This window comes from Neohoeflea coraliihabitans (genome assembly GCF_019334345.1).
GTDB lineage: Bacteria > Pseudomonadota > Alphaproteobacteria > Rhizobiales > Rhizobiaceae > Pseudohoeflea > Pseudohoeflea coraliihabitans.
Map to the genome: position 1 here is coordinate 499,429 of NZ_JAHWQX010000003.1, position 25,126 is coordinate 524,554.

Here is a 25,126-nt window from a genome sequence, read left to right on the forward strand (position 1 = left end):
CACGCGCGCCGGCCGATGTTCTTGCGCGCCGTTAGCGGCCGAAGCGCTGGATCTCGACGCGATAGCCGTCATCATTGAGAAAGATGCAGGTGTAGACGTCGAACTCTTCGGCGTAGGCGGGACCAAATATCACCTGATAACCGGCGGCGATGATCTTGCCGGCCATGGCATCGACATCGTCGGCGAGCAGGCTGATGGTGACGCCCGCAGGATCGCGTGGGCGGTCGGACAGGGTGCACACGCCGACATAGGCGGTCGGGGCCGTCTGATAGATGCGGCAGACGCCCTGGTCGACGGCGCAGGTCAAGCCGAGGACCTGTTCCCAGAGACGGCAGCCCTTCGCAAGATCGTCCGTATAGGTGAAGACGACCATGCCGTTGACGCCATTGATGCTGCGATCCGGTTTGGCGTTCTCGGTCATGATCCGGTCCTCAAAGCGCAGCGGTGATGGGGCGGCCACGGTGTCGGCCGATGGGCCCGCTCCCGTGGCAGGCACAGGCTATCATTCCTGATGATCGGCAAGAAAGGCAAGCACCGCCTTTTCATTCGGGATCGGCGCAACGGCGCCGTAGCCAAGGGTCGACAGGGCCGCGGCCGCATTGGCGTAACGGGCAGCGGCAAAGGGGTCGTCACCCGCAAGAAGGCGGGCAAGGAAGGCCCCGTCGAAAGTGTCGCCGGCGCCGGTGGCATCGATCGCCGCGACCCGATATCCCCTGACGCGCCGGCGTTCGTCATGCGTGGCGACAAGCACGCCCTCGGCACCGAGCGTCAGCGCCACCACCTTGGCTCCGAGGGTGAGATAGAAATCGGCGATGGCATCAGGATCGGCAAGGCCAGTCAGTTGTCCGGCATCCTCGAGCCCCGGCAAGGCGATGTCGCAGTGCGCCATGGCCTGATGCGTGACGGCGCGCGCCTGGTCCAGCGGCCAGAGCGCCAGCCGCAGGTTGGTATCGTAGGAGATCCGGCCGCCGGCGTTGCGCACCTCGTCGATGGCGGCAAGGACGGCATCGGTGGCCTGTGGCGAGATCGCCTGGCTGATGCCCGAAACATGCAGGATGCGCGCCTGCCGCAGCACCTGCCGGGGCAGGTCCTCAGTGCGCATGCGGCTGCTCGCCGACCCGGCGCGCCTGTAGGTGAAGGTGTGGCCGCGTGCGGTGTGGGTGACGAAGTAAAGGCCGGTCGGGGCATCGCCAACGCTGCGTGTGCCGGTGGTGTCGATATTTTCCCGTTGCCAGAGATCGAGAAAGGCCTGGCCGAACATGTCGGCGCCGAGATGGGTGACATAGCCGACGCGCGCACCCTGGCGGGCGGCGGCGACGGCGCAGTTTGACGTATCGCCGCCATACCCGAAACGGTAGGTGCCATCGGGCTGCTGATTGAACTCCGCCAGCGGTTCACCGAGACAGATGAGATCGGACGTCAAGGGCTCCTCCGGGCGTAGGGTGGACTGACATTGGGCGGGCCAGCGCTGTTACTTGCTTCGGTAACTGCCCGGCGATCAGCGCAACAGGCAACGGGCTTATGGCGTAGCGCAGTCTACGGCACGGGACAAGAACCGGCGGGCCGTCACGCCGGGACATGGCGGCGGGTGGAGCGATTGCCTGGTTGTTTGTGCTGGCACAAAGAACGGTTTGTTCCGTCGCGCTATCACGGGGTCAACGCAATGGTGAACCTCAAGGAGAAAGACCATGTTCACGCGTCGACAAGCAATGATCAGCACGGCCGCGACTGCGATCCTCGGTGCGGCGGCGCTGCAGACATCCCCGCAGATCGCGCAGGCCGCTGCGGTGACGGACAGCGACATTGCGGCGCTGCCGCGCGAGCGCGTCAGCCTCGTCGCCCCGCCTTTCGTTCATGCCCATGAGCAGGTGGCGCAGGGCGGACCGAAACTCATCGAATTCAACCTGCCGATCGAGGAAAAACAGGTGGTGGTGGATGATGAGGGCACGCTGATGCAGGCGATGACCTTCAATGGCTCGATCCCCGGGCCGATGATGGTGGTGCATGAGGGCGACTATGTCGAACTCACCCTGATCAACCCTGCCAGCAACGCGTTGCCGCACAATATCGACTTTCATGCCGCGACCGGTGCGATGGGCGGCGGCGAACTGACGCTGATCGATCCCGGCGAGCAGGTCAAGCTGCGCTTCAAGGCGAGCCGCGCCGGAACATTCGTCTATCATTGCGCTCCGGGCGGACCGATGATCCCCTGGCACGTGGTGGCCGGAATGAGCGGCACGATCATGGTGCTGCCGCGCGATGGGCTCAAGGATGAGAACGGCGCGCCGCTGCGCTATGACAAGGTCGTCTATATCGGCGAGAACGACCTCTATATCCCGCGCGATGCGGACGGGACCTACAAGTCCTATGAGACGGTCAGCGACAGCTACGCCGATACGCGCGAGGTGATGATCGGGCTGGTGCCGACGCATGTGGTCTTCAACGGGGCCAAGGGCGCGTTGACGGGTGACAATGCCTTGCGCGCCAAGGTCGGCGAGACCGTGTTGATCGTGCATGCGCAGGCCAACCGCGATACGCGGCCGCACCTGATCGGCGGACATGGCGATTATGTCTGGGAAGAGGGCAAGTTCGCCAACCCGCCCGCCAAGAACCTGGAGACATGGTTCATCCGCGGCGGATCCGCGGGATCGGCGCTCTACACCTTCCTGCAGCCGGGTCTGTATGCCTATGTCAACCACAATCTGATCGAAGCGATCGAACTGGGCGCGGTGGCGCATTTCGAGGTCGAGGGCGAGTGGAATGACGATCTGATGAAACAGGTCGAGGCGCCGGGACCGATCCGGACCAACTGAATGACAGGGAGGTTTCGGCCCGGCGGCCCGCTGCCGGGCCGTTTGTGCGCGCGGAAAGGCAGTCGGCATGAGCCAGAATGATCGTTCAGTCCCAAGGCGACTGCTCGCCTCGGGTTTCACACGGCATGACGGGCGGGGTCGCGACAGGGCGATGCCGCCGATCCTGCATTACGGATTCCGGCCGTTTTTCCTGCTTGGCGCTGTTCATGCCGGGCTGGCCATTCCCCTTTGGCTGGCGATGTATTTTCACGGCGTGGCGCTCGCCGGCCCTTTTTCGCCGCTTGCTTGGCATGTGCACGAAATGCTGTTCGGCTATCTTCTGGCGGTGCTGACGGGATTTGTGCTGACGGCGATTCCCAACTGGACCGGCCGGCTGCCGCTGAGTGGCTGGCCGCTTCTGCTGCTCATCATCCTGTGGCTTGCCGGGCGGGTGGCGGTCGCCACCGTTCCCGATCCCTGGCTGGCAATGGGGATCGATCTGGCTTTTCCGGCGCTGCTCTCTCTGGCGGTCTGGCGCGAGGTCCGCGCGGGAAACAACTGGCGCAACGCGCCGGTTGCCGTGTTGTTGACGCTGTTCACCCTGGCCAATGCCGGGCATCACGCAGCCGGGCTTGTTCCGGCGCTGGAGGGCTATGGCGTGCGGCTAGCGCTCGCGGTGGCCGCCCTGATGATCGCCCTGATCGGCGGGCGCATCGTGCCGAGTTTCACACGCAACTGGCTGGCGAAAGCAGGACGCAAACGCCCGCCCGTGCCCTTCGCAGCGCTGGACCGGCTGGCACTCGCGGTCACAGTCATTGCGCTAGGCAACTGGATCTTTCGGCCCGAAGCCGCCTTGACCGGTGGCATGCTGATCGGGGCCGGGCTGCTGGTGCTGGTGCGTCTGTTGCGCTGGCGCGGCTGGCTGGCCTGGCGCGAGCCGATGCTGATCGTCCTGCATCTGGGCTATGGCTGGCTGGGACTGGCCCTGCTTCTGCTCGGCGCCGGGCGGTTCATCGCGGCGCTGCCGGCCAGCATGGCGGTGCATGCGCTGACCGCCGGGGCGGTCGGCACCATGACGCTTGCAGTGATGAGCCGTGCCAGCCTTGGTCACACCGGCCGCCCGATAGCGGCGGATGCAGCAACGCTCATCCTCTATGCGGTGGTGACAATCGGTGCTGCTCTGCGGGTGCTGGCGCCGCTGCTCGAAGAGGGCAGCGCCGCGGCGCTGATCGCCGGCGGTGCCCTTTGGAGCGCCGCGTTCCTCATTTTCGCGCTGAGCTATGGTCCGAAGCTGTTTGCGGCGCGAATCGATCACAGGGCAGGGCGCTAGCCCGGCGTGGCGTCAGGCACCACGCCGGACATGCGGTCTTAATGGGGCAGCCAAGCGCTATGCCGCCGAGGGTCCCGGATCGTCGGGGAGATCGGCAGCGGGGGTGTGCGAGCGCGGCGCGGGAGACGCGGACCGAACCAGCGTCAAAGCCGGTATCCGGTGTTCAGCGGCGACGGCATTGGCGGGCCGCGGCGCCGCGTGCGCGGCAAGGTCACGCGCCCGCGCGGTGGCCTCGGGCTGGTAGTTGACCGCGATCAGACGCACGGTCTCGATGCCGCCATGCATCCCGGCAAGCTGAAACTGCATGCCTTCCGCAAGCCCGAGAAGCGCCAGACCGCGGCGGGTCGCGATCGACAGGAACATGCCGACCGGGGTGGTCATGTGCTGATGCGAGATCACCCGGGTGCCGGGCGGGCCGTCATTGATGGTGAAGGTCACACGGCTGCTGAGCGTTGCCACATTTTCCGGGACATCTTCGCGGAAGACGACACGCGCCGTCTCGATTTTTTGTTTGAGGATCGGGGCGAGTGGATCATCCTGACCGAGGCAGCGCTCGCGCATCGTCTCGATTATGCTGAAATCCTTGGTGGTCAGGACGCAGGGTTGGTGCATGGACATCACAGGTCTCCATCGCGCTTGCAAAAGCGGCTGATTGACAATGGTTCGAGAAATCCCCTGGCCACACGCATGGCTCAGGGGTCACGATCCTGCGATGAGGCTGCCTCCGTAGAGGGAGAGACGACAGGGCGGGAGAGGCATCAGGACGCCTCACGCAGCGGCTCGGATGCGCCGACCGATTGCACCGTCAAGCGGTGGACGCGGCCGTCGCGCGCGGTCCAGTCGATCGACTGGCCCACGGACAGCCCGATCAGCGCGGCGCCGATCGGGGTGAGGACCGAGATGCGGCCGGCGGCAATGTCGGCTTCGCCGGGATAGACCAGCGTCATGGTGCGATCCTCGCCAAGATCGCTGGAAAAACGCAAGTCCGATCCCATGCGCACGACATCGTCGCGCAGCTTGCTGTCAGAGACCACGCGGGCCCGATCCAGTTCCGCGAGAAGCGTTTCCGCCGCCGCGCCGGCATTTCTCAGCGCACCCCCGGCGAGCGCAGCCTCGGCGAGGCTTGACAGGCGTTGATGATCGGTTTCGCAAAGACGGATCGCCGGCTTGCGGGTTTTCTTCGTGGCAGCGGCCATGGCGCGCTCCTTGCATTTATTCACGCACGGCGGCCGGGGTCGCAGTGCGGTCAGATTTCAGTTCGTTGGAAAACGATGTCGCCAGTCCGGTCGTGGCAACGCGTTGCTGCGCTGCCGGTTCGGCCATGCCCCGCGGCCGGTGCGCGACGCAACCGGGCCGGGGGTCAGTGTCCCGCGATGGGACAGACCCTGTAAGTGGCAGGAATGGACGGTGCGAACATCAACATGAAGCCAAGATTGGCACTTGCAGCTCAACTGTCAAGTGTTGCCGGCTGCGGCAGGATGAAGCGCGGAGACAGCCGGGCGCGTGCCGCGCCGGCTGCCTCCTGCCGGGACAATGACGCCTGACCTTGGTCAGTTTTCGCCAAGGCGGGCAAAGATGTCGGCAAACCGCCCCTTGGCCTTGCCGGGCTGGCGCACGCCTTGTGCGGCTTCAAGGTTGCCGGTTTCGTCGCCGACAATGATCAGCGCCACCATGCCCATGCCGTAGTGTGGCGTGCATTTGATGCCGTAGACCCCGGGCTGATCAAGGGTGACGGTGAAATCCTCGTTGAACTTGCTCTTGAACCGCTCGGCCCCGTCGGGGAGCATGCCCTTGATGGTCTCGGCATTGTGGCCCTTGTCGACCGGTATGAAGCGGACCGTATCGCCCGGCGCGGCGCGGATCAGATCCGGCTCGAACACCATCGTGCCGGCCGCGCCCTTGTTGAGCATCTTGACTTCGAACTCGGCGGCCTGCACGGCGCCAATTGTGAAAGTGAGCGTGGCGGCAAGGGCCAGGCGGGTGACGATCGGGTGCATGAGTTTGCCTTTCTTGTGGGCGTTTCACCATGTGTCGTCCCCGTCCTAGGCGGTTTGCCGGGGCCATTGTTTGCGCTGCCGCAAACACGCGATAAAAAGAACGATGCGTCCCCTGGGGACGGCAGCACGAAGGATAGTGTCATGCCAGCGCTCGACCGGTCGTTGATCGGCGAAATTCCCGGCTTCGCCGGATTGTCCGAGGCGGATCTCGACAGGGTCCTGTCTCTGGCGCATGCCTCACGGTTCGAGAAGGATGCGACGATCTTCGCTCAGGGCGAGGAGGCGCATTCGTTCTTCCTTCTGCTTTCGGGGCACGTGCGGGTGGTCAAGACCACGCCAGAAGGTCATCAGGTGATCGCCCGCTACATCAATGAGGGTGAATTGTTCGGCCTGGCCATCTTTCTGGGCCGAAGCGACTATCCGGCCGATGCCGTGGCGGCGGTGGATTGTGTCGTGCTGACATGGCCGAACAGCGCCGCGGCGGAATTGCAGAAAACAATACCGGGATTTGGCGGCGCAGCCTACCAGACCATCGGCGCGCGGCTGCAGGACACGCAATCGCGGGTGATGGAGCTGTCGACGCAACAGGTCGAGCAGCGCATCGCGCACACGGTGTTGCGGCTGGTGCGGCAATCGGGCCGCAAGGTCGCGGATGGCATCGAGATCGATTTTCCGATCACGCGTCAGGACATCGCCGAGATGACGGGAACGACGCTACACACCGTCAGCCGTATTCTCAGCGCCTGGGAAGAGGCGGGCCTTGTGCGCGGCGGCCGCCAGAAAGTCATCGTCACCGACCCGCACGGCTTGATGCTGATTGCCGAACACCGGCGTTGAAGAGGCGCTGCGCGCCGGCAAGCCTCAGCCGTGACGCCGGGGGGAGCCGTGCGGTGCGGCGCCTGCCTCCGGGCTGCGCCCGAATGCAGAGACGGATTTGGTCTGCTCATCGCGGCGGATCGCCGCGTGCAGATGGTCTGAAAATGTCTTCTCGTCGACCTTGTGGGCGGCGCAGGCGTCGGCGATCGTGTGAAACGGGCTGATCGGACAGCCGATGCACAGCATGCGGTAGCGCATCACCACCCGAACCGTGCTCGGCCAGCGCCGCATGATCTCCTCAAGGGACATGTGCGGGTCAGTCATTGCATCATGCATGTTTTCGTTGCTCCACAAACCTCCGAGAATAAACGCGCCCGGAACCTCGGACTTTGCGCCAACGCAAACTGGCAGCGGGAATGACGGCTGTGGAGCATGATTGTCACCGCTGCGGCGCGGCGGGGATGGGTGCGACAGATTGGTCCATTGCCAGGGTATCTGACAGGCTCCTATAACTAGCATTCGAAATACCACTTTAGGATTCGATGATGTCTGCATGCTCTCGTCCTGTGCCGCCGCCTCCGGAATTGCCGGTCACGGATCCCTCTGTCGATCGGGCCTTCATCGGCCGGCTGGTGCGCGAATTCTACGGCCGGATCCGCGCCAATGAGCGGCTCGGACCGATCTTTGCGGGCGTGATCGGCGATCACTGGGAGCCGCATCTGGAGAAGATGACCGATTTCTGGTGCGCCGTGATGCTGAAGAATGGCGCCTATAAGGGCCGGCCGGTGCCCGCGCATCTGAAGCTGAAACAGGTGCGGGAAGAGGATTTCGAAATCTGGCTGGCGCTGTTTCGCCAGACAGCCGCGGATCTGTGCCGGCCGGAGCTGGCTGCGACTTTTGTCGACCGGGCCGAACGCATCGCGCACAGCCTGAAACTGGCGATGTTCTTTCGACTTCCGCAAGCCTCTCCGGCGCAGAACGTGGGATCAAGCCGATGACCACCGGTCCCCGTCCCACTCTGGCCTCGGGCATGACGGCAAGCCTTGCCCTTGTCTGGCTCGGCATGCTGATCGGTGTGTCGTTCCTGGCAACTCCGGTCAAGTTCGAAGCGCCGTCCCTGTCGCTTCCGGTGGCGCTGGAAGTCGGCCACGTGACCTTTAAGCTGTTTTCGCGGGTGGAAATCGCGCTGGCGGCGCTTTTGATGATTGCCTTGCTCGCCGCGTTTCGCCGCGCGGCGGATCTCATTGCCGGGGCGCTGCTCGTCGCAGCCGTCGGGCTGCAGAGCCTGTGGTTGTTGCCGGTGCTCGATGCGCGCATCGAGGCGGTGATCGCCGGCGCGCCGCTTCCGGCTTCGCGGCATCATTTCGGTTATGCCGCGCTCGAGGCGGGCAAGGCCGTGGTGCTGGCGGTAATCGGCTTCCGCGCCCTGCGGCGACTGCGGGGGGTTTGAGCGATGCGGCTGACCCTTCACACCGATTATGCCCTCAGGATGCTGGTCTATCTGGCGATCAACGAAAAGCAGGCCAGCCGTGTCTCGGACGTTGCGGCCAGTTACCGTCTGTCGCGCAATCACCTTTTGAAGGTGGCGCTCAACCTTTCGCGCCTGGGTTACGTGACTACAAGCCGCGGGCGCAATGGCGGCATCTCGCTTGCGCGTCCGGCCTGTGAGATCAATCTCGGCGCGGTGGTGCGAGCCATCGAAGAGGATTTTTCCCTGGTCGAGTGTTTGCGCGCCGACGGCGGATCCTGCGTCATCGCTCCGGTCTGCCGCCTGAAAGGGGTGGTGCAGCAGGCAATGCAAGCCTTTCTGGCCGTCCTTGACCGCTACACGATCGCCGATCTGACGCGCAACCGGGAGCTCCTGGTCGAGCTTTTGCAGACCGCTGGACCGGAAACGGGGCGTGACCTTTGCACCACGAGCGGGGCGCGGGCGGAACCCGACCACATTCGCAAGACCGGAAAAACGGGGATGACCGGATCATGATCAGGCAATTGACTTCAAGCGAGCGCCAGACGGCGGCAGTCCTCCTGCTGGGTGTCACCCTAGCGGGGCTGGCCTTGGCGGTGCTCGGCTATGGCAATGCGCTCGCCGTGCACGGTGTGATCACCGCGGTTCTGGCCGGAGGATTGCTGTTTTACGTGCTCTCGGCGCTCTACGCCCCGGAGCCCGACGAGGATCGGCAAAGCGCCTATTACGATGATCCGATCAAAGTCGGGATCGGATTGGCGATGGCCTGGGCGGTGTTCGGCATGTTCATGGGCGTCTGGGTCGCCGCGCAACTGGCCTGGCCGGATCTGGCGTTCGATGCGGCATGGTCCGGTTTCGGGCGCCTACGCCCGACCCACACCACCGGGGTGATTTTCGGCTTTGGCGGCAATGCGCTGATCGCCACCTCGTTCCATGTCGTGCAGCGGACCTCGCGGGCGCGGCTGGCCGGGCAGATCAGCCCCTGGTTCGTGCTCCTTGGCTACAATCTGTTCTGTATCGTCGCGGTGACCGGCTATTTCATGGGCATCACGCAGTCCAAGGAATATGCGGAGCCGGAATGGTACGCCGATCTCTGGCTGGTGATCGTCTGGGTGACCTATTTCCTTCTTTATGTGCGGACCATCGCGCGGCGTAAGGAGCCGCATATCTACGTCGCCAACTGGTACTTCATGGCCTTCATTCTGGTCGTGGCGATGCTGCACATCGTCAACAATCTGGCGCTGCCGATCTCGTTCGGGGAAGCCAAGAGCTACACCGTCTGGGCCGGGGTGCAGGACGCCATGGTGCAATGGTGGTACGGCCACAATGCCGTGGCCTTCTTCCTGACGGCCGGGTTTCTCGGCATGCTGTATTATTACCTGCCGGTGCGCGCGCAGCGGCCGATCTTCTCCTACCGCCTGTCGATCCTGAGTTTCTGGGGCATTACGTTTTTCTACATGTGGGCCGGCTCGCATCATCTGCACTACACGGCCTTGCCTTACTGGGTGCAGACCCTCGGCATGACGTTTTCGGTGATGCTCCTGGTGCCGTCCTGGGCCTCGGCGGGCAATGCGCTGCTGACGCTGAACGGGGCGTGGCACCGGGTTCGCGATGATGCGACGTTGCGCTTCATGATGGCGGCGGCGGTGTTTTACGGCCTGTCGACCTTCGAAGGCTCGTTCATGGCGATCCGGCCTGTCAATTCCCTGTCGCACTACACCGACTGGACCATCGGGCATGTTCATGCGGGGGCGCTGGGCTGGGTGGCGCTGATCACCTTCGGCTCGTTCTACACGCTGGTGCCGAGCCTGTGGAAGCGCGAGCGGATGTATTCGGCCGGGCTGGTGGAAGTGCACTTCTGGCTGTCGATCGCCGGGACGTTGATCTACGTTTTCGCGATGTGGAATTCCGGCATCATCCAGGGGCTGATGTGGCGGACCTACACCGAAGAGGGCACGCTGGCCTATTCCTTCCTGGATTCGCTGGTGGCGATGTATCCCTACTATATCGCGCGCGCCTTTGGCGGCCTGCTGTTCCTGATCGGAGCGGTGGTGGGGTGTTACAATATCTGGATGACGGTGCGCTCCATGCCATCGACGGCGGCGCGCGGGCAGGATCTGCCCGCCGCTCCGGCTCCAGCGGTTCCGGGAGAATAGGGCGATGTCCGAATTGTTTCACCGCAAACTCGAGCGTTCGGCGATCGGTTTCGTGCTCGCCATCATCGTCGCGGCAAGCGTCGGGGGGATCGTCGAGATCGCGCCGCTGTTCACGATCGACGAGACCGTCGAGACGGCGCCAGACATGCGGCTTTACACGCCGCTCGAACTGGCCGGGCGCAACATCTATGTGCGCGAAGGCTGCTATGCCTGCCACAGTCAGATGATCCGCACCCTGCGCGATGAGGTCGAGCGCTACGGGCCGTATTCGCTGGCTGTCGAATCGAAATATGACCGTCCGATGCTGTGGGGGTCGAAACGGACCGGGCCGGATCTGGCGCGGATCGGCGGCAAATATTCCGATTTCTGGCATGTGGCGCATCTGACCAATCCGCGCGATGTGGTGCCGGAATCGAACATGCCGGCCTATCGCTGGCTGGCCCGCACCGAACTGCGCACCGATGATCTGTCCGCCCACCTTTCGGCGCAGCAGGCGCTCGGTGTTCCCTATACCGACGAGATGATCGCCCATGCGGGGCGCGATGCCTATGGCCAGGCGACGCCCGATACGGAATTCGCCGACGGTGTCATGCAACGTTATGGCGAGGACACCTCGGTGCGCGGCTTTGACGGGGTCACCACGCAGGTGACCGAAATGGACGCGCTGGTGGCCTATCTGCAAGTGCTCGGACGGCTGACGGATGTTGCCTATCAGGCGACGGCGGCGACCGAGCAGATGCCTGACGCGAGCGATTGAGGAGGCCGATGATGGAGCTTGATCACACGACACTGGTGGCCTTCTCGAAGAGCTGGGGTCTCTTCTACCTCTTCGCGTTCTTCATAGGCGTGATCATCTACGCCTTCTGGCCGTCGAACCGGAAACGTTTCACACGCGCCAAGCACAGCATTCTCGAGCGGGACGACAAGCCATGGAAGTGAACGAACGGGACCCCGTCACCGGTCGCGAGACCACCGGTCACGAGTGGAACGGCATCAGGGAGCTCGACACGCCGGTGCCGCGCGGCGTGCTGATCTTTCTCATCGTCACGCATCTGTGGGCCATCGCCTGGTGGTTTCTGGCGCCCACCTGGCCGCTTGGCGTGACCTATACCAAGGGCCTGCTCGGGCTGGATCAGCAACAGGCTGTCGAGGAGCGTCTCGAGACGGCGCAGGCGCAACGCGCCGAATGGATGGGCCGCATTGAAAGCCAGCCCTATGAGACCATCCGCGCCGATGCGCAATTGATGCAGATCGTCCGCTCGACGGGGCGGCAGCTGTTCGGCGACAATTGCGCGGCATGCCATGGCATCAACGGCCAAGGCGCGGCGAATTACCCGGATCTGACCGATGATGACTGGTTATGGGGTGACGGGCCGCAGCTGATCGAGGAGACATTGCGCATCGGCATCAACAGTGCCCATCCCGACAGCCGGATCGCGCAGATGCCGGCTTTCGGACAGGACGGGATGCTGGCGCGCAATGAGGTGCGCAGTGTCGCCGCCTATGTCTATGCCCTGAGCAACCCGGACTATGAAACGCCGGATACGGCCGAGCGCATTGCGGCCGGTAGCGAGGTCTTTGCGACCAATTGCGCCGCCTGTCATGGCGATGATGGAGCCGGCATGCGCGATCTCGGAGCGCCGAACCTGACCGATGACTACTGGGTGTATGGCGGGGATCTGCAGACGATCGTCACCTCCGTCCACGGCGGTCGGCAGGGACACATGCCGACCTGGGACGAGCGTTTGAGCGATGCGGAGATCCGTATCCTGGCGCTGTATGTCGATGGGCTCGGGGAGAACGCGCCGTGACGCGGCGCGGTCCGCGACGGATTTGTGGGCGCTGGCTTGCCTGGATGCTGGTGCCCGCCGGGCTGGCACTGGTCGCCGGGGCGAATGCGCATCTGGTTTACGTGGCGGTCAGTTCGCAGCCCGAATGTGTCGCGCACAGCGGTCCAGCACAGAACGGGATGGCCTATCGGGCCGCGAAAACGGCATGCTGAGGAGAAGATGATGAACGAGAGCGACAAGGGTTACTGGCTGCTCAGCGAGACATCCGGGATCGGCGTGACGCGCGATGCGGCGCTGCAGCGGCACCTGCCTGTGATGGCGGGACTTGGCTGGCTGGCCGCCGGCTGGCGCGATCTGTGGCGGCGACCGGCGACGAGTCTCGCCTACGGGTTCGGCGTCTATGTCCTGTCCGTCGCCTTTCTGTGGACGCTGTTTGCCTTCGGGCGCGACTATATCCTGTTTCCGGCGCTGGCCGGTTTCATGATCATCGCGCCGTTTTTGGCGCTTGGTCTCTACCAGAAGAGCCGGGCACTGGAGAGTGGCGACGAGGCTGCGGCAGGGCGGCTGACGTTTCGCCCGCAGGCCGGCGCCCAGGTGTTCTTTGCCGGTCTCTTGCTGACCCTCGTTCTGTTGTTGTGGATGCGCGCGGCGGTGCTCCTTTATGCGCTGTTCTTCGGCGTCACGGCGTTTCCGGGTCTCGCACAATTGTTCGCGCTGCTGCTGACGACGCCGGAAGGGTGGCTGATGCTGATCGTCGGTACGGCGGTGGGCGGATTGTTTGCCGCCTTTGCGTTCGCGATCAGCGTCTTTTCCATGCCGATGATGCTGGAGCAGCGCATCGATGCCCTGACGGCGATGGCGACCAGCATGAAGCTGGTGTGGAACAATTTTTTGCCGATGGTCGCCTGGGGCCTGATGGTGATCGTTCTGTTCGCCGTTTGCGTGGCGACCGGCCTTCTGGCGATGATCGTCATTTTCCCGCTGCTCGGACATGCGACGTGGCACGGGTACCGCGCCATTGCCGGGCGCGCGCAGGAGGGATGAGATGAGTTGCTGCGCGGCCGGTGTCGATAACGGCCTGCTGCTGGCGCCGGCGCAACGGCTGCCGGCCGAGGAAATCGCGCTGTCGAGCCGCGATCTCGGCGGCGGCACCTGGCAGACCGATCTGTCCGTGCCGCAGATGCGCTGTGCGGCGTGTATCGCCTCCGTCGAGGGCGCGCTTGCGGGGCTGGACGGGGTCATTGCGGCGCGGGTCAATCTGACGGCACGGCGCGTGGCGGTAAAATGGCGCGGCAGCGATGTGCCGCCGATGATCGAGGCGCTGCGGGCGCGCGGCTATGAGGCGACGGTGGCAGCCGCTGACGATGACGGACGCGATCCGGAAATGACGCGGCTGTTGCGGGCGACGGCTGTGGCCGGCTTCGCGGCGATGAACATCATGCTGTTTTCGGTCTCGGTGTGGTCGGGCGCCGATGCAGCAACGCGTGGCACCTTTCATCTGATTTCCGCCCTGCTGGCACTGCCGGCGGTTGCCTATTCCGGGCGGATTTTCTTTCTCGGTGCCTGGCATGGGCTGAAATCGCGTTCCGCGAGCATGGATCTGCCGATTTCGGTCGGCATTCTGATGGCGCTCGCTCTGTCGATCCACGACACTTTGGCGGGCGGCCCGCATGCCTATTTTGATGCGATAACGACGCTGATCTTCTTCCTCTTGGCCGGGCGGACACTTGATCACGCCATGCGCGGCAAGGCGCGCAATGCGGTGGCGGGCCTTGCCAAGATGATGCCCCGCGGCGCGACGGTGATCGAAGAGAATGGCGACCGCGTCTACCGCGACGTGGGACGGGTTGCTGCGGGCGATACGCTTGCGGTGCTTCCGGGCGACCGGGTCCCGGTCGATGGTACCGTTGTTTCCGGCGAGGGGCTCGTTGATCTGTCGCTGGTCAGCGGCGAAGCGGCGCCGGTGCCCGTGGCGCCAGGGGCGAGCGTATTGTCGGGCGCCATGCTGGTTGACGGCGCCCTGACCCTGCGGGTCGAGAGGGCAGCAGGCAACTCGTTTCTGGCCGACATGGTGCGCATGATGGCGGCTGCCGAAGAGGGGCGCACAGGCTACCGCCGCATCGCCGATCGGGCCGCCGCGCTGTATTCGCCGGTGATTCATCTGCTGGCGCTTGCAGCCGGTCTGGGATGGCTGGGGATCAGCGGCGACTGGCACCACTCGCTGACGGTGGCGATTTCGGTGCTGATCATCACCTGCCCCTGCGCGCTCGGGCTGGCGGTGCCGATGGTGCAGGTCATCGCGGCGCGCCGGCTGTTCGATCTCGGCGTCAGCCTGAAGGATGGCAGCGCACTGGAGCGGCTGGCGAGGATCGACACGGTCGCCTTCGACAAGACCGGGACGCTGACCGATGGCATGCCGCGGTTGTTCAATCGCGGTCTTTCAGCAGAGGATCTTGCCATTGCCGGGCGGCTGGCCACGCAGTCGAGGCATCCTGTGGCGCGGGCAGTGGCCGCGTTCGCACCGGCCAAAGGCAAGGACGGTCCGGTCAAGGATTTTCGCGAGGTCGCCGGCTGCGGGATCGAGGGCCGGATCGGAGGATCCTGGTACAGGCTCGGTCGCAGGGACTGGGTGCAGTCTTGCCCTGGGGCTGGTGATGAAGCCGATAGTACGGGGCCAGAGGGGGGCGCCGATGCCTTGACATGGCTGTCGCGCGACGGGCGTCCGGTCGGCGGTTTCGAAATCAGCGATGCGTTGCGGTCCGGTGCCGTCGAGGCGGTTCGCGTTCTGAGGTCCATGGGCATTGCGAGCGAAGTGATGTCGGGCGATCACCAAGAGAGCGTCGCCGCGGTCGCGGCCTCGCTCGGCATTGCGTCGGCGCGACACCGCATGCTGCCGGGCGACAAGGTCCGCCATCTTGAGGCGCTGCGGGCAAACGGTCATTCGGTGCTGATGGTGGGGGATGGCCTCAATGACGCGCCGGCGCTTGCTGCCGCCGATGTGTCGATGGCCCCGTCGAGCGCCGCCGATGTCGGGCGCAACGCGGCCGATCTGGTCTTCATGCGCAACACGCTGGCAGCGGTGCCGCAAGCCATCGCCATTGCCCGCCGGGCCGATCGCCTGGTCAAGCAGAACTTTGCCTTTGCCATCCTTTACAATGTCGGCGTCCTGCCGCTTGCGGTGCTTGGCCATGTCACGCCGCTTCTGGCGGCGATCGCGATGTCCGCCTCGTCGATCCTGGTGGTTCTCAACGCAATGCGGATCCGGCCGCCGGCGCCTGGCGTGCGATCCATCGCGGATCTTGCCGGGGCGAAACCCGGGGTGGAGGCCACATGAGTTACCTTGTCTGGCTCCTGCCGATCGCGCTGGGCATGGGCCTTATCGGTCTGATGGCCTTCCTCTGGTCGCTGCGCGATGGACAATATGACGATCTCGACGGCGCTGCCGAGCGGGTGCTGCTTGCTGGCGCCAGCGATCAGCCGATCACCGCGCCGCCGCGCGACAAGCCGTCGGCGCAAGGGGAGAACGTCAGCAACGGCGACCGGGCGGACAGGGTAATCATTGCCACAAAAACGGGTAATCCACACAGCGCAAGGAGGGGACACAGTCATGACAGGTGAAAGCGACAGGCCGTTTGACTGGATTGCCGCTCTGGCGTTTGGCGCCGGCGCGGCGGTGATCGTGCCGAGCCTGATCGTGCTTCTGATCAGCATTGTGTCCGTGCTCCTTAGTCTTTTCTAAGCCTTCTCCGATCGCCGGAACCACGCGCGCCTTGTGGCGTTGGCTTTTCAGGGCTCGGCGCAGCCCTTGAGCGCAGCAATCACCGCGTGGGCGGTCCGGGCGAAGGCGAGGCAATGATCAGCAAGCGATTGGCACGATTTGGCGCGCGGGAATGGCCTGTTATCGTCGCGCTGCTGCTGCCCGCCGGCGCACTATGGGCGTTCGTGGAACTGACCGATGAGGTGGCCGAGGGCAGCACACAATCGCTCGACGAAACCATCTTGCTGGCGCTGCGCACACCGGGCGATCCTACCGATCCGCTCGGCCCGCACTGGCTCGAGGAAATGATGCGGGATTTCACCGGCCTCGGCGGCATCGGCGTCCTGACCATTATCACGCTGTCGGCGATCGGGTATCTGCTGCTTGACCGCAAGTTTCGCGGTGCGGTTGCGGTCGGCATCGCAGTATCCGGCGGGTTGATGATTTCGACCCTGATCAAGATGGGGTTTGACCGGGCCCGCCCCGATCTGGTTCCGCACGGATCATATGTCGCGACGGCAAGTTTTCCGAGCGGCCATTCGATGATGGCGGCCATCGTCTATCTTACGCTGGCGGCGATGGTGGCGCGTCTGCGGCCCGATTGGCGCACGCGCATCTACCTGCTGGCGACCGCCGTGGTGATCGTCCTGTTGATCGGTGTCAGCCGCGTGTATCTCGGCGTTCACTGGCCGACCGATGTGCTGGCCGGATGGACGGTCGGGTCCGCCTGGGCGATGATCTGCTGGGTGCTGATGCTGCGCCTGCAGCGTCAGGGCGATGTGGAGGCAAGCGGATGAGCGATGCCGGTGCGAAGGACCGAGGCTGGCTTCGCATTTCGGCGGCATGGTTGCTTGTCCTGGCGATCATCGTGCTCATTGCGGTCAGCGCGCTGCCGCTGCTTCGAACCGACATCTGGTGGGTGCGGATGGCTGATTTTCCGCGCCTTTACATCATGGTGGCGCTGGTGGTGCTGGCGGTGGCGGCACTCGTAGTGTTGCGCCGGCACAAGCCTATTCTCATCGGCCTCGTGCTGGCGGCGGCGGTTGCCATCATCGGCCATGCGGTGACGCTGTGGCCGTACGGGCCCCTGAGCAAGGCGCGCAATGTCACCTGCGCGCCCGAGCATGCCGTCACGGTGATGGTGGCCAATGTCAAGCTCGGCAACCGCAATGCGGCGGCCCTGATCGACATGGTGCGCAGCCAGGAGCCGGACCTGTTCCTCGCCATGGAAACCGACGAATGGTGGGATGCGCAACTGGCAGGGCTCAGCGATATCCTGCCGCATACCGCGGCGCGCATCACCGGCAGTTATTTCGGCATTCACCTGTTTTCCCGCTTGCCCTTTGACTCGCGTGATGTGCGTCATCTTGCCGGGCAGGATACGCCTTCGGTCGATGTCACCATGCGCATGCGCGACGGCACGCCGCTGCGGTTTCTCGGCGTGCATCCGCGACCGCCGCATCCGTTCCAGTCCTCCCTTGGCCGTGACGCCCAGCTTTATGCGGCTGCTCTGGCACTGCGCGATGCGACGCAACCCTACATTCTCGCCGGCGATCTCAATGCGACCCCATGGGAGACGACGACCGCACGCATGCGGCGTATTGCCAGGCTGCACGATCCACGCCATGGCCAGGGCTATTTCGCAACCTATGACGCGTTGTCGCGATGGATGCGCTGGCCGCTCGACCAGATCTTTTCCAGCCAGGCGTTCTCCGTTCTCGAGATGGCACGGCTTGACCCATTCGGTTCGGATCATTTTCCCTTCATCACCCGCTTCTGCCGGACGGAGACCGCAGAGCCCGTCCCGGAGCTGCAGCCTGGCGATCTGGAAATCGCCGAACGGACTTTGCGCTCCGTGACCGGTTCCGGAGGCGAATGAGCCGTCCGAGGCGGCTCTCAACTTGTTGCACCAGTTGCTAAATCCGGTGCGAAATGCTTGATATTAGAGATGAATAATATTTATTCCCCGTATCCCGGCTGCTGTTCCGCCCCGATCGCGCGGCTGGTGGCCAGGTGATGCAGAACATCATTGGCGAAAGGCGTCATTTCGCGGACTTCGCGCCGCAAATTTGGGCAAACGGGTACAGCGTCATTCCGCTTCAGCCACGCCTGAAGAAGCCGCAGCTGGTGGAAACCTGGCGCAGCGCGTGCTGGGAACGGACCTCAGAAAACGACGTGCGCGACCTCGCTGCGGCATATCCCGACCGTGGCGTCGGGATTGCCTGCGGCCGGCACACGATGGCCTTCGACCTCGATGTCGACAACGAGGCGACGATCGCGGTTCTGCGCTCGATCGTCGAGGACATCTGCGGGGTCACGCAACTGGTCCGGGTCGGGCGGTCCCCCCGCATCATGCTGATCTATCGTGCCATCGAGCCGATCCTCTCGATACGTCTGCCGAAGATCGATATTCTCGGTATGGGAACGCAGTTCGCCGCCTATGGCGTGCATCCGACCACGGATGCAGACTATCTCTGGATCGGCGAGACCGCACCGCATCTGACACCGCTCGAGGAGATCACCGGCGTGACCAATGCGCAGTGCGAGGCGGTCGCCGCCGCGATCTGCCGGGCCGTGTGCGGAGCGCGGTTCAAGCGCATGGTCTTCGATATCGATCTCGATCTGGTGCGGCTCAACTTCACCTCGCGGTCGCATCTCTTCCGGCAGCTGCTTTCAAGCCTTCTGCGCGGCAAGGCGCGGGCGCGCCGGGAGGTGGAGACGATGGTCATAAACCACGAGATTCCCCCCGGATATTGGGGATTTGTCATGCGACCGGAAGTCGAAGGTGGCTTTGATCATCGCGATTTCATGGAGCGGCTGAACCGCGGTGAGTTCGTGGAGGGCCTGGACCGCGGCGCCCCCGCAGCATCCGATGCGCCCGCGGCGGTTTCGCAATGATCCGCGGCGCAGCGCGGGCTCCGGCGAAGTCATGACTGAGACGCCACACGCGGTTCCTGAACGGGCGGCCTATGCCAGCGCGTTGCGCCAAAAGGGCGTCATTGCGATCCCGCTCTGCGCGGCCAGCAAACACATGTCCTTCGGCGCGATGCAGCTGCCGCCCTATCACGTCGTCACGGCGCGCAAGCGGTTGAAGGATGTGGCCTATCAAAGTGTGGCATTCCATCTGGCGCTGCGCCCGCCGAGCGCGGATGAGAGCGAACAATGGTTCGCGGATGCAAGCGGCAATATCGGAATCGTCACCGGCTATCGCGGCCTGATCGTTCTCGATTTCGATTCGCCGTCGGCGTACCGTCGATGGTGTCAGCGCTATTCATCACTTGCCAAGAGCACACCGGTGGCCCGCTCGCGCAGCGGTTTTCATGTCTATCTGACCTGTGCGCGTCCAACGCGCTGTTCGAGCATGTATGTCGATCGACGCAAGGCGGGGCATATCAAGGGGCTTGGCGGGTATGTGGTCTGCAGCCCTTCAAGGGTCGACGGCAGAACCTATGCGTGGCTGCCCGGTCAGTCGTTGCTGGAGATGGATCCGATTTTCATTTCCTCACTCTCCGATATATCAATCCACCCAACGGGTTGGCTTCGCCGAACTTATGACGGGGTGCTCGGGCGAGGATATTACGAGCCGGAAGAAGACTTTGACTGGAGACACCTGGAATAGGCAGGGGCGCCGGCCAGTGCGGTGCAAGCGGAGAGATTTGTGCATCTTGGGTTGATCGGATTTGGAAATATTGCGCGCGGCATCGTCGATGGTCTGTGCGGCGCCTGCGCGCCTGAGGTGGAGCGACTGACGCTGCTGATTTCAGAGGGCCAGACGGCGGCCATCGATGCCGCGTTTCCCGAGGCGGCGCGCCGGCAGTTTGCGGATATTTCGATCGTCGAGAGGTGCGACGCGCTGCTCGCCGCCGGGCCGGATCTCATCGTTGAGTGTGCCGGGCAAAATGCCGTCCGCGACAGCGTGCCAGCCGTGTTGCGGGCCGGTGTCGATGTGATCGTGGTGTCGATCGGCGCCCTGGCAGACCCGGTGTTGTACGAGGAGCTGCGCGCCGCTGCGACCGATGGCGGCGCCCGGCTGATCCTGCCGGCGGGCGCTGTCGGGGGTATCGACATTCTCAAGGCGCTGCAGATCGGCGGCGATGTGACGGTGCGCTATCGCGGCACCAAGCCGCCGGCGGCCTGGGCCGGAACGCCAGCGGCTGCGCAGTGCGATCTTGCGGCACTGAGCGCGCCGACGACGGTGTTTTCCGGCGATGCGCGGGCGGCGGCAACGCAGTTTCCGAAGAATGCCAATGTCGCCGCTACGCTGGCGCTGGCCGGTGCGGGTTTTACGGCGACATCAGTGGAGCTGGTCGCCGATCCGTCCGCCCCGGGCAACCTGCATGAATTCACCATTGAATCCGAACTGGCGACTGTCAGCGTGCAGATCGCCAACCGTCCGTCTTCGGGCAATGCGAAGACGTCGCAGACGACGATCTATTCCGTGCTTCGGGCGATCGAGCATCAGGCCGGCATTATCGTGATCTGAGATGGCGAGGGAACTGTTCCCGTGTTTTGCAGTCAGGGCGTCGTGCTGCGTCGACCGAGGGCAAAGGCGATCGCCGCGGAGACGACGGCGGCCAGACAGGCGAGCAACAGCGGCAAGCGGTAATCGCCGGTCAGATCATACAGCCAGCCTGCGGCGAGCGGCGCCACCAGTCCGGCAAGGCCCCAGGCGGTGATCACCCGCCCATAGATCCGGCCAAACAGTTCGGGCCCGAACAGGTGATTAACGGCGACCGGATAGCCTGTGGCCATCAAGCCGTAGGCGAGGCCGGCAAGGGCGAGGGCAACGGCTGCGGGCAGGGCGCCGGGCACTGCGGCCATGGTGCCCGTCGCAAGGGCGAGAAGCAGGGCGGACAGGACAAGCACGAGGCGGGCTCCGACCCAATCGGCCAGCGGGCCGGCGCTCAGCCGACCGGTTGCATTGCCGGCGGCGACGAGGCTGACCGCCAGGCCGGCAAGGGCAAGATTGCCGCCCTGCGCGGCGACCATGCCGGCCGCGTGACCAAGGACCATCAGTCCGCCGGCAGCCCCGAATGCAAAGCCCATCCAGAGGATCCAGACCAGGCCGCGCTGCACAGCCCGCGCATCGGCGTGGGGCGATTTTCGCGCAATGGCCGGAAAGCGCCGCTGGAAGGAGGGGCGGCCGCGCTGCATTGCAAGGCTGAGAATGGCGATCACTGCGAGGATCGCCGCCTGTGTCGACAGGGCAAAGGCCAGGCCCTCAACGGCGCTGATATAACTGATCAGAGGCCCGAAAAGGACAGCGCCGAGGGCGAAGGCGGTGATCACCATGCCGGTCGCAAGGCCGCTGCGCGCGCCGCCGGCGGCAACGGCGATCTGCAGGCCGGAAGCGTAACCGAGGCCACTGGCAAGGGCGAAGATACCGGCATAACTCAGGGTGAAAACAATGAAAGTCGGCGCCGCTGCGGCGGCAAACAGGCCGATGGCGCCGATGAGGGTCGAAAGGGCGCCGGCGATGATCGTCCGGCGGGCGGAGAAAAGCCGCGGCGCGGCCGTCACGGCGAGCGTGAAGATGGTAATGCTCAGCGAGAACACCAGACCCGTGGCGGTTCTGCTGACGCCGTATTCCGATTGCACCGGTGCGATCAGCACGCTCCATGCATACAGGGTGCCCAGGGCGCAGACCTGCAGCATGGACAGCCCGATAATGGCCCAGTCGGGGCGCTCGGACATTGCTACGCGTTTGCCTCGGCCATGCGGCGCAACTCGCCGCGGCGGATCTTCGAGGAACTGGTCAGGGGAAATTCGTCGACATAGTGGATTTCGCGCGGATATTTGTAGAACGCCAGCTGCTGCTTGACGAAATCCTGCAATTCGCGCGTCAGGTCCCGACTTGCCGCGCTGCCCTCCGCCAGACGGACGAAGGCGACGACGATGGCACCGCGGTCGGGATCCGGCTTGCCGACGACGGCGGCTTCCGCCACGCCCGCGTGGCGTAGCAGCGTGTCCTCGATCTCTGCCGGTCCGATGCGGTATCCGGCGCTCTTGATCAGATCATCATTGCGGCCCTGGTACCAGAAATAGCCGTCCGCATCGCGGCGCGCGAGGTCGCCGGTGCGTAGCCATTCGCCGGCTCGCAGGCGTTCGGGGATGCCGAGGTCGCCCCAATAGCCGAGAAACAGCGTGCGGTCATCCTGGCGCGCGGCGATCTCGCCGACTTCGCCGTCCGCTACCGGCTTGCCCTCTTCATCGATGATCGCGACGATGCGGCCCGGATAGACCCGTCCCATCGAGCCGGGGCGGATCGGATAGAGCGCCCGGCAATTGCCAACGAGATGGTTGAATTCCGTCAGGCCGTAGAATTCGTTGCAGACGATGCCGAGGCTGTTTTCGGCCCAGCGCACGATCTCGCTCGGCAGGCTTTCGCCGCCGGTGCACACCACCCGGAGCGCCAGGTCATAGCGCGTGCCGGCATTCTCGACTTCTGCAAGGCGCTTGAGCGCGGTCGGGGTCATGAAGCTGTGGGTGACGCCGTGCCGTGCCATGAATTCAAATGCCCATTCGGCGTCGAACCGATGCTGGCTGGCGACCACCGTCTGGCCCGCCATCCAGGCCGGCAGCACCAGATCAAGCAGACCGCCGACCCAGGCCCAGTCCGCCGGGCTCCAGAAGATGGCGTCGGGCCGGTCAAGCTCGAGATCATAAAACATGGCGACGGTCGGCATATAGGCGTGCAGCACCCGGTGGCTGTGCAACAGGCCCTTGGGCAGGCCGGTGGAGCCTGAGGTGTACATGAGCAGCGCCGGATCGTCGGCCCTGGTTTCGACCGGCTTGAAATCGCAGGCCTCGGCGGCGAGGCAGTCGGCATAGGCGAGCATGCCCGGTGCGGGGGCATCGACAGCGATGAAATGCTCGATCTTTCCGGTGGCGTGCGGATCGACGCCAACGCGCTTCCAGACGCTGCTTTCGGCGATGATGACGCGCGCACCGGAGTGGTTGAGGACGTGGTCGAGCGTGTCGGGACCGTACATCTGCGACAAGGTCAGCACGACGGCGCCGAGCTTGTAGATCGCCATATGGGCAATCGCCGTCTCCGGGCGCTGGCCGACATGCACGGCCACCGGATCGCCGGACTGAACGCCGAGGCCGCGCAGCGCGACCGCGAGGCGGCTTGCCTGATCATCGATCTCGGCGAAGGTAAAGTGCTCGAGACGGCCGTCGTCATGTTCATAGATCAGGGCTGTCTTGCCGGCCCTGTCGCCGCGCGCGTGCCGCCCGACGGTGTCGGCGGCGATATTGGCGTTTTCGGGAATGTCGATCACATAGCGCGACTGCTCCGCGTTCCACGCCAGGTTCGAGGCGGCGGCCACGTCGGCGAAATAGGCGCAATCATTCGACATTGTCGGTTCCTTCGTTCGGTTCAAAGACAAGGGCCTGGATCGGATGCACGCGCTCTCCGGCGGGCGGATGCAGGACGACGCTGGTGCCGGGACAAAACCGGTCAGGGGATCCGGCAAGCCGCGCCAGCACACGATTGTCTGCGCCGTGCATGGCAATCTCGGCAAAAGCCTCGTCAGCGGCAGTGGTGCCGGGCGGGATCGGCGTCGAGGTAAAGGTGACGCGCATGATCGTGCCGGTGCCGGCGAGGTCATGAGTCTCGGTCGGGGCGCCGTCATGCAGGCACAGCCGGCGCGGCGGAAAGCGCACATCGCCGCAGGCCGGGCAGCGGCTGGCCAGGGCCCGGCCCCCGGCGAGGGCCTTGAAAAACGGCGACAACCTGCCGAAGCCGTGGGTGTAGTCGAGGTTCAGCTGCAGACGGGCGACAAGCGGGTCATCGCCAGCTTGGGGATTGTCCGGGTGCGAACTCATGCCGGCGCGCCTTCGAGAATATGGACGACATTGACGGTGCCGACGCCGGCATGACAATCAACCAGGCCGCGGCGGAAAGCGCGGTCTCGCTGCAATGCGCTCCAATAGCGGCCTTCGAGCAGGCGCGCGATGGTGATGGCCTGTGCCAGCCCGACGGCGCCCGGTGCCCCGCCCTGGCCAAGCAGACCGCCGGACAGATTGACCGGCAAGCGGCCGTCGGCGTCAAATTCGCCATCCATGCAGCGTGCTGCCGCCTCGCCAGGCGGGCAGAGGCCCAGCGCCTCGATCGCCTGCAACTCGGCGCCGGTATAGGAATCATAGACTTCGGCGACGTCGAACGCCGCGGCGATCTGGTCGATGCCGGCTTGCGCGCATGCGGCTTGCATGGCGCGGGTCTTGCCGGTGAAGTGACCCGGCTCGGGTCGGTCACCGAGACGGATGTGATCGGTGGCGCAGGCGCTCGCGACGATGCGGCTGCAGCGCCTTGCGGCATGGCCGGGCGCGGCATCGGGGTGGGCCAAGACCAGGGCGGCAGCACCGTCACTGATCAGGCTGCAATCGAGGCGGCGGTAGGGAGTGGAGACCATGGGCGAGGCAAGGACATCGTCAATGGTCAGCCGCATCGGCTTGTGGGCCCATTTGTTGTGCTGCGCATTGCCGTGATTCTTGACCGAGACGGCCGCCATCTGCGCGGCGGTGGTGCCGTGGCGGTGCATGTGATCCTGGATCGACAGGGCGTAAAGCATGGTCGCCGTGGCGCCGGCCCAGCCTTCAAGGTCGGCGTCAAAGGAGAGACCGTAGAGCAGGCGCACATCATCGCCCGCCAGATGGCCGGCGGCGTGCTCGAAGCCGATCACCAGAACCCGGCGTGCCAATCCCGACAGGATATGCATCACGCCGGCACGCAGGGCATTGCCACCACTGGCACCGCCGCTCTCGACACGCATGACCGGCACGCCGGTGATGCCGAGCTCATCAAGAACAAGAGGGCCGGGCACCAGCTGCAGGGAGAGAAAATCCGTTTCCGAGGCGACGATCACGGCATCGATGTCGCGGCTTTCCAGACCCGCGTTGGCAAGCGCGCCGGCGGCGGCGGCGGCGATCCAGTCGCGCAAACCGCTGCCATCACGGTAGCGGCGGAACGGCACGACATCGCCGCCGAGAATGATCGGATTGACGGTCATGGTCAG

The 25,126-nt window shown here is 64.7% G+C and carries 29 protein-coding genes; 19 read left to right on the forward strand and 10 right to left on the reverse strand.

What is annotated here, in order from left to right; genetic code table 11:
* Positions 1-31 precede the first annotated feature (31 nt).
* Both KY465_RS13455 and KY465_RS13460 read right to left on the reverse strand, forming a co-directional pair.
* Positions 32-421, reverse strand: coding sequence for a VOC family protein (locus tag KY465_RS13455; RefSeq protein ID WP_219202200.1), 390 nt, complete (start codon positions 419-421; stop codon positions 32-34).
* An 81-nt stretch (positions 422-502) separates the two neighbouring features.
* Entirely contained in the window at positions 503-1,423 is a 921-nt protein-coding gene (locus KY465_RS13460; RefSeq protein ID WP_219202201.1) for a sugar kinase, read from the reverse strand.
* A 265-nt stretch (positions 1,424-1,688) separates the two neighbouring features.
* Here KY465_RS13460 and nirK point away from each other — a divergent pair, with 265 nt between their 5' ends.
* Positions 1,689-2,813, forward strand: a complete 1,125-nt coding sequence (gene nirK, locus KY465_RS13465) for a copper-containing nitrite reductase (protein ID WP_219202202.1) — start codon at positions 1,689-1,691, stop codon at positions 2,811-2,813.
* A 67-nt stretch (positions 2,814-2,880) separates the two neighbouring features.
* Positions 2,881-4,122, forward strand: coding sequence for an NnrS family protein (locus KY465_RS13470; protein ID WP_219202203.1), 1,242 nt, complete (start codon positions 2,881-2,883; stop codon positions 4,120-4,122).
* Between the two features lie 57 nt (positions 4,123-4,179).
* On the opposite strand, the gene KY465_RS13475 is transcribed toward KY465_RS13470, so the two are convergent.
* The 3 genes from KY465_RS13475 to KY465_RS13485 all read right to left on the reverse strand — a co-directional run bounded on the left by KY465_RS13475 (position 4,180) and on the right by KY465_RS13485 (position 6,119).
* Positions 4,180-4,740, reverse strand: coding sequence for a GreA/GreB family elongation factor (locus KY465_RS13475; protein ID WP_219202204.1), 561 nt, complete (start codon positions 4,738-4,740; stop codon positions 4,180-4,182).
* Positions 4,741-4,880: 140 nt separating this feature from the next.
* Positions 4,881-5,318 carry a nucleoside diphosphate kinase regulator gene (gene rnk, locus KY465_RS13480; RefSeq protein ID WP_219202205.1) on the reverse strand — a complete coding sequence of 146 codons (438 nt, stop codon included), beginning with the start codon at positions 5,316-5,318 and terminating at the stop codon, positions 4,881-4,883.
* A gap of 354 nt (positions 5,319-5,672) precedes the next feature.
* The gene (locus KY465_RS13485) at positions 5,673-6,119 is read right to left on the reverse strand and encodes a pseudoazurin (protein ID WP_219202206.1); all 447 of its coding nucleotides are present in this window, start codon (positions 6,117-6,119) and stop codon (positions 5,673-5,675) included.
* Between the two features lie 141 nt (positions 6,120-6,260).
* On the opposite strand from KY465_RS13485, the gene KY465_RS13490 reads away from it, so the two are divergent.
* Positions 6,261-6,956: a Crp/Fnr family transcriptional regulator gene (locus KY465_RS13490; RefSeq protein ID WP_219202207.1), complete on the forward strand. Its 696-nt coding sequence runs from the start codon at positions 6,261-6,263 to the stop codon at positions 6,954-6,956.
* Between the two features lie 24 nt (positions 6,957-6,980).
* On the opposite strand, the gene KY465_RS13495 is transcribed toward KY465_RS13490, so the two are convergent.
* Positions 6,981-7,259, reverse strand: a complete 279-nt coding sequence (locus KY465_RS13495; RefSeq protein ID WP_346432641.1) for a DUF1858 domain-containing protein — start codon at positions 7,257-7,259, stop codon at positions 6,981-6,983.
* Positions 7,260-7,480: 221 nt separating this feature from the next.
* Between KY465_RS13495 and KY465_RS13500 the strand changes: the two genes are divergently transcribed.
* The 16 genes from KY465_RS13500 to KY465_RS13570 all read left to right on the forward strand — a co-directional run bounded on the left by KY465_RS13500 (position 7,481) and on the right by KY465_RS13570 (position 20,589).
* Entirely contained in the window at positions 7,481-7,933 is a 453-nt protein-coding gene (locus KY465_RS13500; RefSeq protein WP_219202209.1) for a group III truncated hemoglobin, read from the forward strand.
* Positions 7,930-8,385 carry a DUF4149 domain-containing protein gene (locus KY465_RS13505; RefSeq protein WP_219202210.1) on the forward strand — a complete coding sequence of 152 codons (456 nt, stop codon included), beginning with the start codon at positions 7,930-7,932 and terminating at the stop codon, positions 8,383-8,385. The genes KY465_RS13500 and KY465_RS13505 overlap by 4 nt, the downstream gene beginning before the upstream one ends.
* A 3-nt stretch (positions 8,386-8,388) precedes the next feature.
* Positions 8,389-8,919 (forward strand): Rrf2 family transcriptional regulator, encoded by a 531-nt coding sequence (locus KY465_RS13510; protein ID WP_219202211.1) that lies wholly within the window; start codon positions 8,389-8,391, stop codon positions 8,917-8,919.
* Entirely contained in the window at positions 8,916-10,559 is a 1,644-nt protein-coding gene (ccoN, locus tag KY465_RS13515; protein WP_255561665.1) for a cytochrome-c oxidase, cbb3-type subunit I, read from the forward strand. The genes KY465_RS13510 and ccoN overlap by 4 nt, the downstream gene beginning before the upstream one ends.
* 4 nt (positions 10,560-10,563) lie before the next feature.
* A complete protein-coding gene (ccoO, locus tag KY465_RS13520; RefSeq protein ID WP_219202212.1) occupies positions 10,564-11,316 on the forward strand; it encodes a cytochrome-c oxidase, cbb3-type subunit II in 753 nt (250 codons plus the stop codon).
* A gap of 11 nt (positions 11,317-11,327) precedes the next feature.
* Positions 11,328-11,498 (forward strand): cbb3-type cytochrome oxidase subunit 3, encoded by a 171-nt coding sequence (locus KY465_RS13525; RefSeq protein ID WP_219202213.1) that lies wholly within the window; start codon positions 11,328-11,330, stop codon positions 11,496-11,498.
* Positions 11,489-12,370: a cytochrome-c oxidase, cbb3-type subunit III gene (ccoP, locus tag KY465_RS13530; protein WP_219202214.1), complete on the forward strand. Its 882-nt coding sequence runs from the start codon at positions 11,489-11,491 to the stop codon at positions 12,368-12,370. The genes KY465_RS13525 and ccoP overlap by 10 nt, the downstream gene beginning before the upstream one ends.
* Positions 12,371-12,571: 201 nt before the next feature.
* Entirely contained in the window at positions 12,572-13,393 is an 822-nt protein-coding gene (locus KY465_RS13535; protein WP_219202215.1) for a DUF2189 domain-containing protein, read from the forward strand.
* Position 13,394: 1 nt separating this feature from the next.
* Complete coding sequence (locus KY465_RS13540; protein ID WP_219202217.1) at positions 13,395-15,683, forward strand: heavy metal translocating P-type ATPase; 2,289 nt, start codon at positions 13,395-13,397, stop codon at positions 15,681-15,683.
* Positions 15,680-15,967 carry a cbb3-type cytochrome oxidase assembly protein CcoS gene (gene ccoS / locus KY465_RS13545; protein ID WP_219202219.1) on the forward strand — a complete coding sequence of 96 codons (288 nt, stop codon included), beginning with the start codon at positions 15,680-15,682 and terminating at the stop codon, positions 15,965-15,967. The genes KY465_RS13540 and ccoS overlap by 4 nt, the downstream gene beginning before the upstream one ends.
* The gene (locus KY465_RS18715) at positions 15,957-16,088 is read left to right on the forward strand and encodes a hypothetical protein (protein WP_255561666.1); all 132 of its coding nucleotides are present in this window, start codon (positions 15,957-15,959) and stop codon (positions 16,086-16,088) included. The genes ccoS and KY465_RS18715 overlap by 11 nt, the downstream gene beginning before the upstream one ends.
* A gap of 113 nt (positions 16,089-16,201) precedes the next feature.
* A complete protein-coding gene (locus KY465_RS13550; protein WP_219202221.1) occupies positions 16,202-16,903 on the forward strand; it encodes a phosphatase PAP2 family protein in 702 nt (233 codons plus the stop codon).
* Positions 16,900-17,985, forward strand: coding sequence for an endonuclease/exonuclease/phosphatase family protein (locus tag KY465_RS13555; RefSeq protein WP_219202223.1), 1,086 nt, complete (start codon positions 16,900-16,902; stop codon positions 17,983-17,985). Before KY465_RS13550 ends, KY465_RS13555 begins: the two co-directional genes overlap by 4 nt.
* Positions 17,986-18,122: 137 nt before the next feature.
* Positions 18,123-19,004 (forward strand): bifunctional DNA primase/polymerase, encoded by an 882-nt coding sequence (locus KY465_RS13560; protein ID WP_219202225.1) that lies wholly within the window; start codon positions 18,123-18,125, stop codon positions 19,002-19,004.
* Between the two features lie 31 nt (positions 19,005-19,035).
* Complete coding sequence (locus tag KY465_RS13565) at positions 19,036-19,725, forward strand: bifunctional DNA primase/polymerase (protein ID WP_219202227.1); 690 nt, start codon at positions 19,036-19,038, stop codon at positions 19,723-19,725.
* Positions 19,726-19,764: 39 nt separating this feature from the next.
* Entirely contained in the window at positions 19,765-20,589 is an 825-nt protein-coding gene (locus KY465_RS13570) for an aspartate dehydrogenase (protein WP_219202229.1), read from the forward strand.
* 32 nt (positions 20,590-20,621) lie between these two features.
* Here KY465_RS13570 and KY465_RS13575 read toward each other — a convergent pair whose 3' ends face one another.
* Genes KY465_RS13575 through KY465_RS13590 form a run of 4 tightly spaced genes read right to left on the reverse strand, consistent with a single transcriptional unit; the run spans position 20,622 to position 25,120 of the window.
* Positions 20,622-21,800, reverse strand: coding sequence for an MFS transporter (locus KY465_RS13575; RefSeq protein WP_219202231.1), 1,179 nt, complete (start codon positions 21,798-21,800; stop codon positions 20,622-20,624).
* Positions 21,801-21,802: 2 nt separating this feature from the next.
* On the reverse strand, positions 21,803-23,467 hold the full coding sequence (locus KY465_RS13580) for an acetate--CoA ligase (RefSeq protein ID WP_219202233.1): 1,665 nt from the start codon (positions 23,465-23,467) through the stop codon (positions 21,803-21,805).
* Positions 23,457-23,936, reverse strand: coding sequence for a Zn-ribbon domain-containing OB-fold protein (locus KY465_RS13585; protein WP_219202235.1), 480 nt, complete (start codon positions 23,934-23,936; stop codon positions 23,457-23,459). The genes KY465_RS13580 and KY465_RS13585 overlap by 11 nt, the downstream gene beginning before the upstream one ends.
* Positions 23,933-25,120, reverse strand: coding sequence for a thiolase family protein (locus KY465_RS13590; protein ID WP_219202237.1), 1,188 nt, complete (start codon positions 25,118-25,120; stop codon positions 23,933-23,935). Before KY465_RS13590 ends, KY465_RS13585 begins: the two co-directional genes overlap by 4 nt.
* Positions 25,121-25,126 lie beyond the last annotated feature (6 nt).

Coding starts and splice junctions, on each gene's coding strand:
- ccoN (WP_255561665.1), top strand. CDS start 8,916: ATGATCAGGCAATTGACTTCAAGCGAGCGCCAGACGGCGGCAGTCCTC.
- KY465_RS13525 (WP_219202213.1), top strand. CDS start 11,328: ATGGAGCTTGATCACACGACACTGGTGGCCTTCTCGAAGAGCTGGGGT.
- KY465_RS13585 (WP_219202235.1), bottom strand. CDS start 23,936: ATGAGTTCGCACCCGGACAATCCCCAAGCTGGCGATGACCCGCTTGTC.
- KY465_RS13470 (WP_219202203.1), top strand. CDS start 2,881: ATGAGCCAGAATGATCGTTCAGTCCCAAGGCGACTGCTCGCCTCGGGT.
- KY465_RS13565 (WP_219202227.1), top strand. CDS start 19,036: ATGACTGAGACGCCACACGCGGTTCCTGAACGGGCGGCCTATGCCAGC.
- KY465_RS13590 (WP_219202237.1), bottom strand. CDS start 25,120: ATGACCGTCAATCCGATCATTCTCGGCGGCGATGTCGTGCCGTTCCGC.
- nirK (WP_219202202.1), top strand. CDS start 1,689: ATGTTCACGCGTCGACAAGCAATGATCAGCACGGCCGCGACTGCGATC.
- ccoO (WP_219202212.1), top strand. CDS start 10,564: ATGTCCGAATTGTTTCACCGCAAACTCGAGCGTTCGGCGATCGGTTTC.
- KY465_RS13575 (WP_219202231.1), bottom strand. CDS start 21,800: ATGTCCGAGCGCCCCGACTGGGCCATTATCGGGCTGTCCATGCTGCAG.
- KY465_RS13560 (WP_219202225.1), top strand. CDS start 18,123: ATGCAGAACATCATTGGCGAAAGGCGTCATTTCGCGGACTTCGCGCCG.
- KY465_RS13550 (WP_219202221.1), top strand. CDS start 16,202: ATGATCAGCAAGCGATTGGCACGATTTGGCGCGCGGGAATGGCCTGTT.
- KY465_RS13455 (WP_219202200.1), bottom strand. CDS start 421: ATGACCGAGAACGCCAAACCGGATCGCAGCATCAATGGCGTCAACGGC.
- ccoS (WP_219202219.1), top strand. CDS start 15,680: ATGAGTTACCTTGTCTGGCTCCTGCCGATCGCGCTGGGCATGGGCCTT.
- KY465_RS13475 (WP_219202204.1), bottom strand. CDS start 4,740: ATGTCCATGCACCAACCCTGCGTCCTGACCACCAAGGATTTCAGCATA.
- KY465_RS13580 (WP_219202233.1), bottom strand. CDS start 23,467: ATGTCGAATGATTGCGCCTATTTCGCCGACGTGGCCGCCGCCTCGAAC.
- ccoP (WP_219202214.1), top strand. CDS start 11,489: ATGGAAGTGAACGAACGGGACCCCGTCACCGGTCGCGAGACCACCGGT.
- KY465_RS13500 (WP_219202209.1), top strand. CDS start 7,481: ATGTCTGCATGCTCTCGTCCTGTGCCGCCGCCTCCGGAATTGCCGGTC.
- KY465_RS13505 (WP_219202210.1), top strand. CDS start 7,930: ATGACCACCGGTCCCCGTCCCACTCTGGCCTCGGGCATGACGGCAAGC.
- KY465_RS18715 (WP_255561666.1), top strand. CDS start 15,957: ATGACAGGTGAAAGCGACAGGCCGTTTGACTGGATTGCCGCTCTGGCG.
- KY465_RS13540 (WP_219202217.1), top strand. CDS start 13,395: ATGAGTTGCTGCGCGGCCGGTGTCGATAACGGCCTGCTGCTGGCGCCG.
- rnk (WP_219202205.1), bottom strand. CDS start 5,318: ATGGCCGCTGCCACGAAGAAAACCCGCAAGCCGGCGATCCGTCTTTGC.
- KY465_RS13495 (WP_346432641.1), bottom strand. CDS start 7,259: ATGACTGACCCGCACATGTCCCTTGAGGAGATCATGCGGCGCTGGCCG.
- KY465_RS13555 (WP_219202223.1), top strand. CDS start 16,900: ATGAGCGATGCCGGTGCGAAGGACCGAGGCTGGCTTCGCATTTCGGCG.
- KY465_RS13485 (WP_219202206.1), bottom strand. CDS start 6,119: ATGCACCCGATCGTCACCCGCCTGGCCCTTGCCGCCACGCTCACTTTC.
- KY465_RS13535 (WP_219202215.1), top strand. CDS start 12,572: ATGAACGAGAGCGACAAGGGTTACTGGCTGCTCAGCGAGACATCCGGG.
- KY465_RS13510 (WP_219202211.1), top strand. CDS start 8,389: ATGCGGCTGACCCTTCACACCGATTATGCCCTCAGGATGCTGGTCTAT.
- KY465_RS13490 (WP_219202207.1), top strand. CDS start 6,261: ATGCCAGCGCTCGACCGGTCGTTGATCGGCGAAATTCCCGGCTTCGCC.